Source organism: Amaricoccus solimangrovi (assembly GCF_006385685.1).
Lineage (GTDB): Bacteria > Pseudomonadota > Alphaproteobacteria > Rhodobacterales > Rhodobacteraceae > Amaricoccus > Amaricoccus solimangrovi.
Genome location: NZ_VFRP01000001.1, coordinates 354,708 through 368,197, shown reverse-complemented (window position 1 = coordinate 368,197; position 13,490 = coordinate 354,708). Strand labels below are relative to the sequence as shown.

Genomic DNA, 13,490 nt, shown 5'->3' with positions numbered 1-13,490 from the left:
CGTTCCGGTCAGCATCGCGCGCGCGCGTCGCCCCGGCCATGGCTCACCCGTCCTGTCCGCCGAAGCCCGGCCCGCCCTGCTCGGTCACGAGGCCGATGTCGTGGAACCCGCTCGCGTTCAGCGCGCCCATGACCTGCATCACATCGGCGTAGGGGATGCCGCCGTCGGCGCGCAGGAAGACCTTGTCGTTGTCGCGCTCGGCGGCGACCGAGCGCAGCAGCGGGATGAAGCCCTCGCGCTCGACCTCGGTCGACTGCACGACGATCTTGCCGTCGCGGGTGAGCGAGACGGTCAGCGGCTCCTGCTGCTCCGCGGGCAGGGCGGAGGCGGCGGTCTCGGGCAGTTCGACCGGCACGCCGACCGTCAGCATCGGCGCCGCGACCATGAAGATGATGAGCAGCACCAGCATCACGTCGACCATCGGGGTGACGTTGATCTCGGCCATCGGCCGGCGGCCGGCGCGGCGGCGCCGGCCGCGCGCGGAGCCGGCGCCCTGAAGCGAGGCGCCCATCTCAGGCCGCGGTCCGGTCGAGCTGCCGCGACAGGATCAGCGCGAATTCGTCCGCGAAGCTCTCGTAGCTTCCGATCGTCGTCTCGGCGTCCTGGTTGAGCTTGTTGTAGAAGATCACCGCCGGGATCGCCGCGAGCAGGCCGAGCGCGGTGGCGACCAGCGCCTCGGCGATGCCCGGCGCCACCACGGCGAGATTGGTGCTCTGCTGCGCCGCGATCTCCTCGAAGGAGCCCTTGATGCCCCAGACCGTGCCGAAGAGGCCGACGAAGGGCGCGATCGAGCCCACGGTCGCGAGATAGGTGAGCCCCTTCTGCAGGATCTCCGCCTCGCGCCCGATCGCCACGTTCATCGCCCGTTCGATCCGGCTCTGCGCGCCAGCGATCAGCCCGCCGTCCGCGCGATGCGAGCGGCGCCACTCGGTCATGCCGGCGGCGAAGACGCGCGCCGCGCCGCCGCGCGGCTCCGGCCCGAGCGTGTCGAAGACGGTATCGAGCGGATCGCCGGACCAGAAGGCCTGGTCGAAGTCGCGCGCCTCCTCCTTCGCCCGCCGCAGGTCGAAATGTTTCTGGAGGATGATCGCCCAGGACCAGAACGAGGCCGCGAGCAGCAGCACCATCACGATCTTCACCGTGAAGGTCGCGCGCAGGAACAGCGCGAAGAGCGAGAAATCGAGGGTCTGCGCGGCGACGAGGGTATCGGGTTGCATGGTGCCTGCTGTTACGTTGCTCGAAATGCCTCGGCCGTGTTCACCCGGCTCACCGGCCACATCCTACGCCCATTCGCGCGACTTGTGGCGAAAATCCCCGGGCTTGTCCAGTCCGGGCACCGCCGGGCAGGCGGGATTTTCAACCGGTGCGTGTATCACACGCCCGTGTCGTCCGTCCCTTCCGTCGGCCCCAGCGCGGCGAGCGCCGCCCGCGCGGCCTCGGGGATGCGCGTCGCGCGCCCGTTCGCCCCGATCGCGACGACGGTCACCCGCGCGCGGAACAGGCAGTCCGCCCCGCGCCAGATCCGCTGGTCGAGTTCGGCGCTCGCCCCCCCGAGCGCGCCGAGCGCGGTGACGACGCGGAGCCGGTCGAGCAGGAAGGCGGGGGCGAACCAGTCGCAGTCCATCCGGCGCACGGCGAAGACGATCCCGGCCTCGGCCTTCAGCGCGCGCTGGTCGATGCCCGCCTCGGTCAGGGCCTCGGTCCGGCCCCGCTCGATGAAGCGCAGGTAGTTCGCGTGATAGACGAAACCCGCCAGATCGGTGTCCTCGTAATAGACCCGGACCGGAAACTCGTGCGCCATGAGGACCTTTCGACTGGAAGGGGCCGGAGCCCCGCGGACGCGCCTGGCCCGCCGGACTCCTGCCGCCCCGATCAGGGCGCCGTGACGGCGGAGAAGCTCGAGACCTGGGCGCCCGGCGAAACGACGCAGGTGTAGTTCACCCCGGCGGCGCCGACCGTATAGACCATGTCGCCGGTCTTGGTCGACGTGCTCGGCATGACGGTGATGCCGGCCGGATCGGCGGCGGTCACGGCGGCGGCGCGATCGACGCAGGCCTGCTCCTGGGGCGTGAGCGCGACGGGCGTCGGCTCGGGCGCCTTTTTCGCGCAGGCGCCGAGCGCGAGCGCGGCGCCGATCAGCGCGGGCGCGGCGAAACGCGCGGGAACACGGAGGATCGTCATGGGTCATCTCCCTTCAAACCGCCGCACCCTCGCGAGGAACGGCGCGCCGAGCCTGCGCCGAAGAGCGGGCGCGTGACAAGGCCCGCGCCGGAATCGGCGAAGGAGCGCCGCTTGCATCCGCGCTCCGGCCTTGAAACCATGGCCCTCCCGAAGACCACCCGAGATCGAGATGCCCGAGACACCTTCCCGCGACCTGCCCTCCGCCGAGCGCTTGGCCCGGTTCCTCGCCAATCCCGCGCTGCTGGCCCGCCTCGCCCGCGAGGCCGAGGGCGACGACCCGATCGACTGGGGCGGTCTCACGCTCGACCATGGCGCGGCCTACGAGCTCATGGCCTCGCAGATCGCCGAGATGTTCCGCGCCTACGAGGCGCAGGGACTCGACCACGACGAACAGCTCCTGCTCGCGCTCGGCACCATCGTGAAGCTCGCGACCGAATCCTTCGTGCTCAACCAGCGCCTGCTCGCCCGGCGCTGACGGGGGTCGGTCCTCAGCCGAAGAGATCGCCCTGCCCCGGCGCCGGGCGCGGCGGGGCGAGCCCGAGATGGGTCCAGGCGCGCGGCGCCAGCATCCGGCCGCGCGGCGTGCGCTGGATCAGGCCCTGCTGCAGCAGGAAGGGCTCGATTACCTCCTCGACCGCGTCGCGAGCTTCCGAGAGCGCGGCGGCGATCGTCTCGACCCCGACCGGCCCGCCGCCGTAGTTCTCCGCGAGCAGCGTCAGATAGCGCCGGTCGGCCGCGTCTAGCCCAAGCTCGTCGACGCCGAGCCGGCGGAGCCCGGCGTCGGCGATCTCGCGCGTCACCCGCCCCTCGCCCTCGACGATGGCGAAATCGACGACGCGGCGGAGCAGCCGGCCGGCGACGCGCGGCGTGCCCCTGGCGCGCCGGGCGATCTCGCGCGCGCCCTCGGGCGTCGCATCGGCGCGCATGAGCCCGGCGGCGCGGGTGACGATCTGGACGAGTTCGTCCTCCTCGTAGAATTCGAGCCGCGTCGGGATGCCGAACCGGTCGCGCAGCGGCGTCGTCAGCAGGCCGAGCCGGGTCGTGGCGCCGATGAGGGTGAAGGGGCGGAGTTCGATGCGCACCGTGCGCGCCGCCGGCCCCTCGCCGATCACGAGGTCGAGCTGGAAATCCTCGAGCGCGGGATAGAGGATCTCCTCGACCACGGGATTGAGCCGGTGGATCTCGTCGATGAAGAGCACGTCGCGCGTGTCGAGATTGGTCAGGATGGCGGCGAGATCGCCCGCCTTCGCCAGCACCGGCCCGGAGGTCATCCGGAAGTTGACGCCAAGCTCGCGCGCGACGATCTGCGCGAGCGTGGTCTTGCCGAGGCCGGGCGGCCCGTGGAAGAGCGTGTGGTCCATCGCCTGGCCGCGGCGGCGCGCGCTCTCGATGAAGACCGAGAGATTGGCCCGCGCCGCGCGCTGGCCGATGAATTCGTCGAGCGCGCGCGGGCGCAGCGCCCGGTCGGTGTCCTCGGGCAGCGGCTCGGGCCGGAGCGTGGGATCGGAATCGGCCATGATCTCAGCCCTTCGGCGCGAGCAGGCGCAGCGCGGCGCGGATCAGCCCGGCGGTGTCGAGCCCCGGCTCGGCGCCGATCGCCTCCGTCACCGCCGCCGCCGCCTCGCCCGGCGCGTAGCCGAGATTGGAGAGCGCCGAGAGCGCGTCGGCCTGGGCGACGGCCGCCGCCGGGGGCTCGGGCGGCGGCGCGGGCCGCGCGCGCCGGGGCACCTCCGCCGGCGCCGCCTCGATCACCTCGCCCGTCATCGCCGGGCGCGCGCCCGCGGCCCCCAGCGCCATGATCGCCGGCGCCTTCGCCTTCAGTTCCAGCACCAGGCGCTGCGCGATCTTCGGCCCGATGCCGGGGGCGGCGCGGAAGGCGGCGGAATCGCCGAGGCTGAGCGCTCGCGCCAGCCCCTCGGTCCCGAGCGCGCCGAGGATGGCGAGCGCCGCCTTCGCCCCCACCCCCTGGACCGAGACGAGCAGCCGGTACCATTCCCGCTCGCCAAGCGTCAGGAAACCCACGAGCTGCAACAGATCCTCGCGCACCAGCAGGTCGGTATAGAGCGAGACGAAGCCGCCCGGCCCCGGCATCGCCATCAGCGTGCGGTCCGAGCAATGCACCAGATAGCCGACCCCGCCCTGCGTCTCGATCAGCACGTGGTCGGCGGCGCGGTGGTCGAGCCGGCCCGTCACCTTGCCGATCATGCCCGTCCCTCCGCCCGCGCGATCGCCGCGCCGAGCCGCCCGGCGAAACGCGCGTGATGCGCGTGGCAGAGCGCGATCGCGAGCGCGTCCGCGGCGTCCGGCCCCGCGATCGTGGCGAGCGGCAGCTGCAGCCGCACCATGTGCTCCACCTGATGCTTCTCCGCGTGACCGACGCCGACCACGACCTTCTTCACCGCGTTCGGCGCGTATTCGGCGACCGGCAGCCCGAAGAGCGCGGGAACGAGCAGCGCGATGCCGCGGGCCTGGCCGAGCTTCAGCGTGCCGGCGGCGTCCTTGTTGACGAAGGTCTGCTCGACCGCGGCCGTCTCCGGCCGCCAGGCGGCGAGCACGCGGGTCAGCGCGTCGTGCAGGCTGCGCAGCCGCTCGGCGAGCGTCTCGCCCTCCGACAGACAGACGCCGTTCGCGACATGGATGAGCCGCGCGCCCTCCACATCCACGACGCCCCAGCCAGTCCTGCGCAGACCCGGGTCGATTCCGATGACGCGCATGCGCGCTCCTGCTTCCTGCCTCGCGCCCTCATTAGCACGAACCCGGAACATCCGCCAAGCATGGCGCGCGGGGGAACAGGCATGAAAACCTGTAACAGACTGTGGATATTAATCTTTTGACAGGAGATATGCGTTGGATGCATGGATGGGATGCAGGAATGCTCATTGTTTGGACAGAATGAAAACTGATATTCGAGACGTATTCGGAACCCGGGATCGTCAGGGGTTCCCGCCTTGAGGAAACTGGAAATGGCTGTCTATGAAATCACCCGTCAGGCGGCGCCGCTCGGCTCCGTTGCCACCCTCCGTGTCGTGAATCTCTTCGAGCGCGTGTACGACGCCGCCCTTCGCTGGCGGAACGCGCGCGCGACCGAGAGCGCCCTCGCCCGGCTGACCGACGCCCAGCTCGAGGACATCGGGGTGAACCGCCGCCACATCGCGGCCGTGGCCCAGGACCTCGCGCGGCGCTGAGCGCCGGCCCGACCGCGGGACGCGAGGCCGCCCCGGGGCGGCCTTTTTCATCGGAGGGACCGCCCATCGGGGCGGTCTCTTGATTCCGGGGGTTTGAAAAGGGGCGCAGGGCCGCGGAACCCGCGCCCCGCCGGTCAGACGAGGAACAGGATCGCGCGGAAGATCGCGGCGGACAGAAGCGCGGTCAGCGGCACCGTGACGACCCAGGCGGCGGCGATGCCGAGCACATGCGCCCGGCGGACCAGCTTGCGGCGCTTGCGCTCATCGGCCGCGACGGGCTTGCCCTTCCTCAGGTTCAGCGCGCGCGCCCGCCGCTCCTCCTCCCATTCGCGGAAGAAGCCGACGCCGAACACGCCGCCGAGCGCGACATGCGTCGAGGAGACCGGCAGGCCGAGGCCGGAGGCGGCGATCACCGTGATGGCCGCCGAGAGCGCCACGCAATAGGCGCGCATCTGGTTGAGCTTGGTGATCTCCTGCCCGACCAGGCGGATGAGCCGGGGCCCGAACAGCAGCAGGCCGAAGGAGATGCCGAAGGCGCCGATCGCCATGACCCAGAGGGGGATCGCGACCTTGTCGCCCGCGTCCATCGACGTCACCGCGTGCACGATCGCCGCGAGCGGCCCGACCGCGTTGGCGACGTCGTTCGCCCCGTGCGCGAAGGAAAGCAGCGCGGCCGAGACGATCAGCGGCAGGCCGAAGAGCTGCTTCAGGTCGCGCTTGCGGTTGTGCATTCCCGTCGCCTGCCAGCGGACCACGGGCAGGAAGACGAGCCAGACCGCCACCCCCGCCGCGAGGCCGAGGAGCAGCGCCTGCGCCAGCGAGACGTCGACGACCTTCCTCAGCCCCTTCATCGCCAGATAGGCGGTGAAGCTGCCCGCCATCAGGCCGATGAGCACGGGCACCCAGAGCCGCGCCGCGGCCAGCTTGTCGGGCGCGTCCTTGATGTAGCGGTTGATGAAGGCGAGGAAGACGGCGGCGATCGCGCCGCCCATGACCGGCGAGATCACCCAGGAGGCGGCGATCTGGCCGAGCGTGCCCCATTGCACCGCCGCGAAACCCGCGGCGGCGATGCCCGATCCCATCACCCCGCCGACGATCGCATGCGAGGTGGAGACCGGCGCGCCGAGCCAGGTGGCGAGATTGAGCCAGACCGAGGAGGCGATCAGCGCCGCCATCATCGCCCAGACGAAGACGCCCGGGCCGGCGACCGCGGAGGGGGCGACGATCCCGCCCGAGATCGTCGAGACCACGTCGCCCCCGGCGATGAGCGAGCCCGCCGTCTCGAAGACCGCGGCGATGGCCAGCGCGCCCGACATGGTGAGCGCGTTCGCACCCACGGCGGGGCCCATGTTGTTGGCGACGTCGTTCGCGCCGATGTTGAGCGCCATGTAGGCGCCGAAGGCCGCGGCGACGACGATTGTGAGCGTGCCGGGCCCGGCGCCGACGAAGGCGGCGGCGGCGAAACCGCAGACCAGGATGAAGACCACCGCGATGCCGATCGCCACCCTCGGCCGCGCGATCGCGGCCGAGGCGCTCTCGAGAAGGGCGATCCGGCCGAGATCCTTGTCGAGGGTCTTCCACTGGTTGATCTTGGTTGGCGAAAACTCGTCCATCACGATCCCTGATGCTTTGTCGGCCGGGATTTACCCTCCCGGCCCGGGATCGGCAAACCCGGAAACGACGCGGCCGTCGCGGGCCGGGCATGTGTCCCGGCGCGCCGCGTCTCTCGGCGCCTACAGGAACGTGACGAGCCTCCGGATCGACCCGAAGGCCGGTCCGGGGGGTATGGGTGGCGTCAGAGGATGAAATCCTCCGCCGACCAGCCGCCTCCGGCCTGCCCGTCGAGCACCGCGACGACGAGCGTTTCCGTTCCGGCGGCGGCATGGATGAGGCTCGCGCCCCCCGCCCCGGCGCTCAGCCAGACGTGGCCGGCGCCATGGCCGCCGCCGAAGGCGAAGGCCTGATCGCCCTCCCGGGTGGCGTCGGCGTCGAAGCCGGAGAAGTCGATGACGTCGTGGCCATGCGCGAAATCCGCGACCCGGTCGCGGCACGGGCCGTCGCCGGGGCGGAAGACGAAGGCGTCGTCGCCGCCGCCGCCGAGGAGATCATCCGCGCCCCGCCCGCCGATCAGCCGGTCCGCCCGCGCTCCGCCCCGCAGCGCGTCGTCGCCGCCGCCGCCATCGAGGATGTTGCCGTCGCCGCCCCGAACGGTCAGCCAGTCATCGCCCGCGCCGCCGGAAAGCTCCGAATGGGCGGCCGTGTCATGGCCCTCCTCCAGCTTCACGATCGCGAGCAGCCGGTCGTCGCCCGCGCCACCGCGCAGCAGGTTGAGCCCGCTGCTCCCGAAGGCCGAGCCGAGGTCGAGCCGGGCGGTCAGCCGGTCGTCGCCGCGGCCGCCGTCGAGCCGGTTCGAAGCCTCGCCGTAGTCGCCCGTCAGCGCGCAGAGGGCGGTCACCACGTCGTCGCCGCCGTCGCCCGTTCCCCGCGTCTGCGCCGTCTCGAAGGCGTTGAACCCCCGCGCGACGATCGCGATCCGGTCGTCGCCCGCGCCACCGCGCGCCATGGCATGCTCATCGCCGCCGACGCCCGTTTCGACGCCCTCGACGATCAGGCGGATGTGGTCGTCGCCGCCGCCGCCGCCGATCCGGCCAGCCGCCTCCCCGCCGTCGTCGCCGCTCGCCCGCAGATGGGCGAAGATCCGGTCTTCGCCCCGGCCGCCCCCGATCGCGGCCGCGAGTTCGGAACTCAGGCTCGAAAGATAGAGATCGAGGCGGATCACGTCGTCTCCCGCGCCGCCCCGGACCGCGAGATCCTCCCCGAGCGGCCCGAATCCGCCGGAAACGGGTTCGTCGGTGACGGTGATCCGGTCGTCGCCCGCGCCGCCATCCACGACGCCGCGCAGCGAGGCGTCCGAGGCGCCCAGCCGCAGCCGCAGCAGATCGTCCCCGGCCCCGCCCGAGAGATGCGCCGATACCAGATTGTCGAAGTCGATATCGGCGTCCTCCAGCACCAGCGTGGCGCGCAGATGATCGTCCCCCGCGCCGCCGCGCAGATCGGTCGTCAGGCTCATGTGCCCGTCGGCCACGACGCGCAGCCCGGCCGTCAGCCAGTCGTCGCCGGTATTGCCGAGAACGCGCGCCCCCGTCGCGAGGACGCGCACGCGGTCATTCCCCCCCGAGCGCGTCGAATGTGGTGTTTTCCGTGTCGATCACGACAAAATCGTCGCCGTCCGAAGCAACCTGTGCCACGGCCAAATCCTTTCCGAATCAATGAAGCAAAGTCGTCGATCAATGCTTCGATTGAAGCGGGGGCCGGGAATTCCGGCAAGCGGATTCACGCTGCATCCGGCGCCGGCCGGAACGGGGCGCCGTGTCCGGTCGCCCGGGAAAGGGATTCGCGCGACGCGGGAACGCGCGACCCCGCTAGCCGCGCCGGAGCACCAGCGTCGTCCATTCCCCGATCACCACCCGGTCGATCCGGCGGTAGCCCCAGCCTTCGTAGACCGCGCGCACGCCCGGCGCCTGGCGGGTCAGGAGCCCCGAGAGGATCGCGACGCCGCCCGGCGCCTGGTGGCGGGCCATCGCCGGGGCGAGGCGTTTCAGCGGCGCGGCGAGGATATTGGCGAAGACGAGGTCGAAGGGCGCCCGGGCGGCGAGGACGGGATGGTTGAAGCCCGGCGCCGTCAGGCAGAGGATGTCCGGGCCGAGGCCGTTCGCGGCCGCGTTCTCGCGCGCGGTCAGCGTCGCCACCGGGTCGATGTCCGAGGCGATGGCGCGGGCGGGCCAGATCGAGACCGCCGCCATCGCGAGCACGCCGGTGCCGCCGCCGATATCGGCCACGCGCCGCGCGACGAGCCCGGCGCGCGCGAGCCGGTCGAGCGCGGTGAGGCAGCCCTGCGTCGAGGCGTGGTGGCCGGTGCCGAAGGCCTGCGCCGCCTCGATCTCGAGGCGCACGCGGTTCGTCGGCACCGCGTCGCGGTCGTGCGCGCCGTAGACGACGAAGCGGCCCGCCTCGACAGGGGTGAGTTCGGAACGGACCTGGGCGATCCAGTCGCGCTCCTCGACCTTCGAGACGGCGAAGTCGGGCGCGCCGTGGAGCGCCGCGACGAGCGCGAGCCCGGCCGCGTCGGGCCGGCCGTCGAAATGCGCGCCCACGTCCCAGCGGCCGGAGCCGTCGTCATGGTCGCGCACCTCGGTCGCGAGCGGGTCGAGGCTCTCGAGCGCGTCGCCGAGCGCGCGGGCGGCGTCTTCGCCCTTCAGGACGGTGCTGGCATAGTAGAGGGGCATCGGCGTCTCCCGGGGCGCGCGCGCGTGTGTGGCGGCGTTCGCGCGCGCCTATGCCGCCCCGGGGCCGAGGTCAAGCGCGAGTCAGGCGCCGGCGGCGGCGCCGAGCCCGATCGGGCAGCTCACGCCCGTGCCGCCGATGCCGCAATAGCCGCCGGGGTTCTTCGCCAGATACTGCTGGTGGTAGTCCTCGGCGTAGTAGAATTCCGCCGCCGGCAGGATCTCGGTGGTGATCGGCCCGTAGCCGGCCCCGGTCAGCCGCGCCTGGAAGGCCGCCTTCGAGGCCTCGGCCGCGTCCGCCTGCTCCGGGGTGAAGGTATAGATGCCGGAGCGGTACTGCGTGCCGTGGTCATTGCCCTGGCGCATGCCCTGCGTGGGGTCGTGGCCCTCCCAGAACACCTTCAGCAAGGCCTCGTAGCTGGTCACGGACGGGTCGTAGGTGACGAGCACCACCTCGTTGTGGCCGGTGCGCCCGGTGCAGACCTCCTGATAGGTCGGGTTGGGCGTCTCGCCGCCGGCGTAGCCGACCGCCGTCATCCAGACGCCCGGCTGGCGCCAGAACATCCGCTCGACGCCCCAGAAGCAGCCCATGCCGAAGATCGCCCGTTCGAACCCGTCCGGCACCGGCCCCTGGAGCGCGCGGTGGTTGACGAAATGCGTCTCGGCGGTCGGGATCGGGTCGGGGCGGCCCGGCAGGGCCTCGCCCCTCGCCGGCATTTCACGCGGCTTGAAGAGGCCGAATACCATGCCCGTGTCTCCTTCATCGCGGGGGTTCATCTCGCGCGATGATGTAGGTCCTCGGCGCCGGTTTCCAAGACGCCGAGCCGCGCGGGCATGAGCCCCGCGACGAAGCGCCAGCCAGCCCAGGCCGCGATCGTGCCGACGACCACCCCCGCCGCCGCCTGGCCGTAGAGCACGCCCGGCGCCCCGAAGGCGCGCGACATCGCCCAGGCGAAGGGGAGCAGCACGAAGCCGTCGCGCGCCCAGTTGAAACCGGTGGACCAGAGCGGCTTGCCAAGCGTGTTGAAGGCGGAATTCGCGACGAAGAGCGCGCCGGTGAAGACGAAGCCGCCGGCGGCGATGCCCACGAAGGCGTCGATCACCACCGCGCCCTCGTGGCCGAGGCGGAAGAGCTCCACCACCCGCTCCCGCGTCGCGAACAGGATCGCCCAGGCGGCGAGCGTATAGGCGAAGCAGAAGAGCACGCTGTCGCGATAGACCCGGCGCACGCGCGGCATCAGCCCCGCGCCGTAGTTCTGGCCGAGGATGCCGCCGATCGCGCCCGAGAGCGCGAAGATCCCGCCGAAGGCGAGGACCGTGAGGCGCGAGATCACCGCGAAGCCCGCCACCGCGCCGTCGCCGAAGGCGGCGATGAAATGGGTGAGCAGCGCGTTGCCGAAGGGCGTCGACATCTGCGTCATGATCGCGGGGACCGCGATCAGGCCGAACGGATGGAGGATCGCCTTCAGATCGCCCGGCCCGACCCGGCCGAGGATCCGGTGCGCGCCGATCAGATACCAGAGCGCGAGCACGCCGACGCCGACACGGGCGATCAGCATCACCCAGGCGGCGCCGTCGATGCCGAGGTCGAGCCAGAAGATGAAGACCGGATCGAGCAGCATCGCGACGATGCCCGCGATCATCGTGACCAGCATCGCCCGCCAGGCGTCGCCGATCGCGCGCAGGATCGCGCCGCCGCACATGCCGATCGCCATCAGCGGCATCGACGGCAGCGTGATGACGAGGAAGCGGTCCGCGATGTCGAGCGTCGCCCCGCTCGCGCCCGCGTAATGCAGGATCGTCCGCCGCCAGAGCATGACCGCGACGACGAGCAGGACCTGCGAGGCGAGGGTGATCACGACCGAGGCGGTGGCGAGTCGCCGGGCGCCGGCGATGTCGCCCTCGCCGAAGGCGCGGCTCACCAGCGCGGTGGTGGCGATCGCGAGGCCGATGCCGGTGGAGATGATGAAGAACTGGATCGTCCAGGCGAAGCCGAGCGCGGCCATCAGCGCCTCGTCCCGCAGCCGCGAGATCCAGAAGAGCGTCGCCGTGTCGATCAGGAACATGAAGGTGAGCGCGGCGGCGCCGGTCAGCGTCATCCGGATCACATGGCTCATCGTCGAGCCTTCGAGGAAGCGGGCCTGGGGCATCAGCGCGCCTCCTTGCTCGCCATACGAGTAGAGCGGCCGTGTGGGAACCGGGAGCGCGTCGCGCGCGGGGATACTGGATGCACGAATTAACCTGACAAATGCGCGGGGTATCGGACGATACTAATGCTCCGCCCGCCGTTTGGCGAGCGGAGACTTTCTTCTCGGCGGATTTCTTCCACAGGCGGTTCCCCGCCCGCTCGGGCGGCGAGCGGCGGGGGGCGCCCGTCAGGAGGTGGCGAGCACGTTCTGGAACTGCCAGGGATCGCTCTCGTCGATCTCCTCGGCGAACTGCGCCCAGCGGGTCGAGATCGGCGTCCAGTCGGTGTAATGCCCCTCGATCCGGCCGAGATAGGGCCGCATCACGTCGAGGCAGAAGGCATGGTCCATCTCGTCGGTCTCGACGATCCCGGACGTCGGGTGGCGCAGCGCCCAGGCCATGCCCGCGAGCACCGCGCTCGTCACCTGCAACCCGGTCGCGTTCTGGAACGGCGCGAGGTCGCGGCATTCCTGGATCGAGAGCCGCGAGCCGTACCAGAGCGCGTTCCTCTCATGGCCGTAGAGCAGCACGCCGAGGCAATCCTCGCCCCAGAGGATCTCGTTTTCGTCGAGGATCTTCTGCGCCTCCTGGACCTTGCCCGCGCCGAGCATCTCATGGAGCGACAGCACCGCCTGGCCGCAGGGGTGATAGGCGTAGTGGCAGGTCGGCCGGAATTCCGGCGTGTCGCCCTCGCCCACCGTGTAGTAGTCCGAGATCGAGATCGCCTCGTTATGGGTGACGAGGAAGCCGTATTGCGGCCCGGCCTCCGGCGTCCAGGTGTGGACCTTCGTGAGCAGCCCCGGCGTGTCGAGATAGATCGCCGCCTTGCAGCCCTTTTCCTGCCGGTGGCCGTTCGGCGGGAACCATTTCTCGTGGCTGCCCCAGCCAAGCTCGGCGGGCTGGAAGCTCTCGGAGATGAAGCCCTCCACCGACCAGGTGTTGACGAAGGTGTGGAGCGGCTTCGCGTCGCGCCCGGCCTGGGTGTCGCGCTCGGCGATATGCACGCCCTTGACGCCGAGCGACTGCATGAGCTTCGCCCAGCCGGCGCGGTCCTTCGGCGGGGTCGCGTCCTGGCCGGTGTCGCGCGCGAGGACGAGCAGCGCCTCCTTCAGGAGCCAGGACACCATGCCGGGATTGGCGCCGCAGCAGGAGACGGCGGTGGTGCCGCCCGGGTTCGCCGCCTTCTCCCGCCGCACCGTCTCGCGCAGCGCGTAGTTCGTGCGGTCGGCGTCGGTCAGCGAGAGGTCGAAGTAGTGCCCGGCCCAGGGCTCGACCACCGTGTCGATGTAGGGCACGCCGAATTCGCGGCAGAGCTTCATGATGTCGAGCGAGCTCGTGTCGACCGAGAGGTTGACGCAGAATCCCTTGCCGCCCGCGAAGAACTGCCCGAGCAGCGCGCGATAGTTGTCGCGCGTCAGCTCGGTATGGACGAAATGCACGCCGCGCTGCTCGAGGAAGGTCTTGTGCTCGTCCGATGGCTCGATCACGTGCACGTCGTCCGCGTCGAAGGTGAAGTGCCGCTCTATGAGCGGCAGCGTCCCCTGCCCGATCGAGCCGAAGCCGATGATCACGATCGGCCCGTCGATCCGGCCATAATTCGGATAGGTCCGCGTCACTTCCTGGGCACTCCCCTGCATCCCCGCCGGCCCCGCCG

15 protein-coding genes are annotated in these 13,490 nt (G+C 71.2%); 2 read left to right on the top strand and 13 right to left on the bottom strand.

The features are described from left to right. Positions 1-43: 43 nt before the first annotated feature. From tolR to FJM51_RS01690, 4 genes are all read right to left on the bottom strand, one after another. Positions 44-511, bottom strand: a complete 468-nt coding sequence (gene tolR, locus FJM51_RS01705; RefSeq protein ID WP_140452367.1) for a protein TolR — start codon at positions 509-511, stop codon at positions 44-46. Between the two features lies 1 nt (position 512). Next, positions 513-1,217, bottom strand: a complete 705-nt coding sequence (gene tolQ / locus FJM51_RS01700; protein ID WP_140452366.1) for a protein TolQ — start codon at positions 1,215-1,217, stop codon at positions 513-515. 155 nt (positions 1,218-1,372) lie between these two features. Next, positions 1,373-1,801, bottom strand: a complete 429-nt coding sequence (ybgC, locus tag FJM51_RS01695; RefSeq protein ID WP_140452365.1) for a tol-pal system-associated acyl-CoA thioesterase — start codon at positions 1,799-1,801, stop codon at positions 1,373-1,375. Between the two features lie 71 nt (positions 1,802-1,872). After that, positions 1,873-2,181, bottom strand: coding sequence for a hypothetical protein (locus tag FJM51_RS01690; RefSeq protein WP_140452364.1), 309 nt, complete (start codon positions 2,179-2,181; stop codon positions 1,873-1,875). A 169-nt stretch (positions 2,182-2,350) separates the two neighbouring features. Here FJM51_RS01690 and FJM51_RS01685 point away from each other — a divergent pair, with 169 nt between their 5' ends. Further along, a complete protein-coding gene (locus tag FJM51_RS01685; RefSeq protein WP_140452363.1) occupies positions 2,351-2,656 on the top strand; it encodes a hypothetical protein in 306 nt (101 codons plus the stop codon). Between the two features lie 13 nt (positions 2,657-2,669). On the opposite strand, the gene ruvB is transcribed toward FJM51_RS01685, so the two are convergent. From ruvB to ruvC, 3 genes are read right to left on the bottom strand one after another with little or no spacing between them, the layout of a single operon-like run. Then, positions 2,670-3,698 (bottom strand): Holliday junction branch migration DNA helicase RuvB, encoded by a 1,029-nt coding sequence (gene ruvB / locus FJM51_RS01680; protein WP_140452362.1) that lies wholly within the window; start codon positions 3,696-3,698, stop codon positions 2,670-2,672. A 4-nt stretch (positions 3,699-3,702) separates the two neighbouring features. After that, positions 3,703-4,386: a Holliday junction branch migration protein RuvA gene (gene ruvA, locus FJM51_RS01675; RefSeq protein ID WP_140452361.1), complete on the bottom strand. Its 684-nt coding sequence runs from the start codon at positions 4,384-4,386 to the stop codon at positions 3,703-3,705. Continuing rightward, positions 4,383-4,895, bottom strand: a complete 513-nt coding sequence (ruvC, locus tag FJM51_RS01670) for a crossover junction endodeoxyribonuclease RuvC (RefSeq protein ID WP_140452360.1) — start codon at positions 4,893-4,895, stop codon at positions 4,383-4,385. Before ruvC ends, ruvA begins: the two co-directional genes overlap by 4 nt. A gap of 249 nt (positions 4,896-5,144) precedes the next feature. On the opposite strand from ruvC, the gene FJM51_RS01665 reads away from it, so the two are divergent. Further along, the gene (locus tag FJM51_RS01665; protein WP_140452359.1) at positions 5,145-5,366 is read left to right on the top strand and encodes a YjiS-like domain-containing protein; all 222 of its coding nucleotides are present in this window, start codon (positions 5,145-5,147) and stop codon (positions 5,364-5,366) included. A gap of 134 nt (positions 5,367-5,500) precedes the next feature. Here the strand turns inward: FJM51_RS01665 and FJM51_RS01660 are convergent, their stop codons facing one another. The 6 genes from FJM51_RS01660 to FJM51_RS01635 all read right to left on the bottom strand — a co-directional run bounded on the left by FJM51_RS01660 (position 5,501) and on the right by FJM51_RS01635 (position 13,452). Beyond that, a complete protein-coding gene (locus FJM51_RS01660; protein ID WP_140452358.1) occupies positions 5,501-6,979 on the bottom strand; it encodes an inorganic phosphate transporter in 1,479 nt (492 codons plus the stop codon). Between the two features lie 182 nt (positions 6,980-7,161). Beyond that, positions 7,162-8,526: a calcium-binding protein gene (locus FJM51_RS01655; protein WP_140452357.1), complete on the bottom strand. Its 1,365-nt coding sequence runs from the start codon at positions 8,524-8,526 to the stop codon at positions 7,162-7,164. 262 nt (positions 8,527-8,788) lie between these two features. Continuing rightward, on the bottom strand, positions 8,789-9,652 hold the full coding sequence (locus FJM51_RS01650) for a 50S ribosomal protein L11 methyltransferase (RefSeq protein WP_140452356.1): 864 nt from the start codon (positions 9,650-9,652) through the stop codon (positions 8,789-8,791). A gap of 81 nt (positions 9,653-9,733) precedes the next feature. Continuing rightward, complete coding sequence (msrA, locus tag FJM51_RS01645) at positions 9,734-10,396, bottom strand: peptide-methionine (S)-S-oxide reductase MsrA (protein WP_140452355.1); 663 nt, start codon at positions 10,394-10,396, stop codon at positions 9,734-9,736. 26 nt (positions 10,397-10,422) lie between these two features. Next, a complete protein-coding gene (locus FJM51_RS01640; protein ID WP_140452354.1) occupies positions 10,423-11,799 on the bottom strand; it encodes an MATE family efflux transporter in 1,377 nt (458 codons plus the stop codon). A gap of 225 nt (positions 11,800-12,024) precedes the next feature. After that, on the bottom strand, positions 12,025-13,452 hold the full coding sequence (locus FJM51_RS01635) for a homospermidine synthase (protein ID WP_140452353.1): 1,428 nt from the start codon (positions 13,450-13,452) through the stop codon (positions 12,025-12,027). Positions 13,453-13,490 lie beyond the last annotated feature (38 nt).

What these genes read in the sequence shown, in the direction of transcription:
- ruvC (WP_140452360.1), bottom strand. Translation starts at nt 4,895, where the DNA reads ATGCGCGTCATCGGAATCGACCCGGGTCTGCGCAGGACTGGCTGGGGC.
- FJM51_RS01650 (WP_140452356.1), bottom strand. Translation starts at nt 9,652, where the DNA reads ATGCCCCTCTACTATGCCAGCACCGTCCTGAAGGGCGAAGACGCCGCC.
- FJM51_RS01690 (WP_140452364.1), bottom strand. Translation starts at nt 2,181, where the DNA reads ATGACGATCCTCCGTGTTCCCGCGCGTTTCGCCGCGCCCGCGCTGATC.
- ruvA (WP_140452361.1), bottom strand. Translation starts at nt 4,386, where the DNA reads ATGATCGGCAAGGTGACGGGCCGGCTCGACCACCGCGCCGCCGACCAC.
- FJM51_RS01685 (WP_140452363.1), top strand. Translation starts at nt 2,351, where the DNA reads ATGCCCGAGACACCTTCCCGCGACCTGCCCTCCGCCGAGCGCTTGGCC.
- msrA (WP_140452355.1), bottom strand. Translation starts at nt 10,396, where the DNA reads ATGGTATTCGGCCTCTTCAAGCCGCGTGAAATGCCGGCGAGGGGCGAG.
- tolR (WP_140452367.1), bottom strand. Translation starts at nt 511, where the DNA reads ATGGGCGCCTCGCTTCAGGGCGCCGGCTCCGCGCGCGGCCGGCGCCGC.
- FJM51_RS01665 (WP_140452359.1), top strand. Translation starts at nt 5,145, where the DNA reads ATGGCTGTCTATGAAATCACCCGTCAGGCGGCGCCGCTCGGCTCCGTT.
- FJM51_RS01640 (WP_140452354.1), bottom strand. Translation starts at nt 11,799, where the DNA reads ATGCCCCAGGCCCGCTTCCTCGAAGGCTCGACGATGAGCCATGTGATC.
- FJM51_RS01660 (WP_140452358.1), bottom strand. Translation starts at nt 6,979, where the DNA reads ATGGACGAGTTTTCGCCAACCAAGATCAACCAGTGGAAGACCCTCGAC.
- tolQ (WP_140452366.1), bottom strand. Translation starts at nt 1,217, where the DNA reads ATGCAACCCGATACCCTCGTCGCCGCGCAGACCCTCGATTTCTCGCTC.
- ybgC (WP_140452365.1), bottom strand. Translation starts at nt 1,801, where the DNA reads ATGGCGCACGAGTTTCCGGTCCGGGTCTATTACGAGGACACCGATCTG.
- ruvB (WP_140452362.1), bottom strand. Translation starts at nt 3,698, where the DNA reads ATGGCCGATTCCGATCCCACGCTCCGGCCCGAGCCGCTGCCCGAGGAC.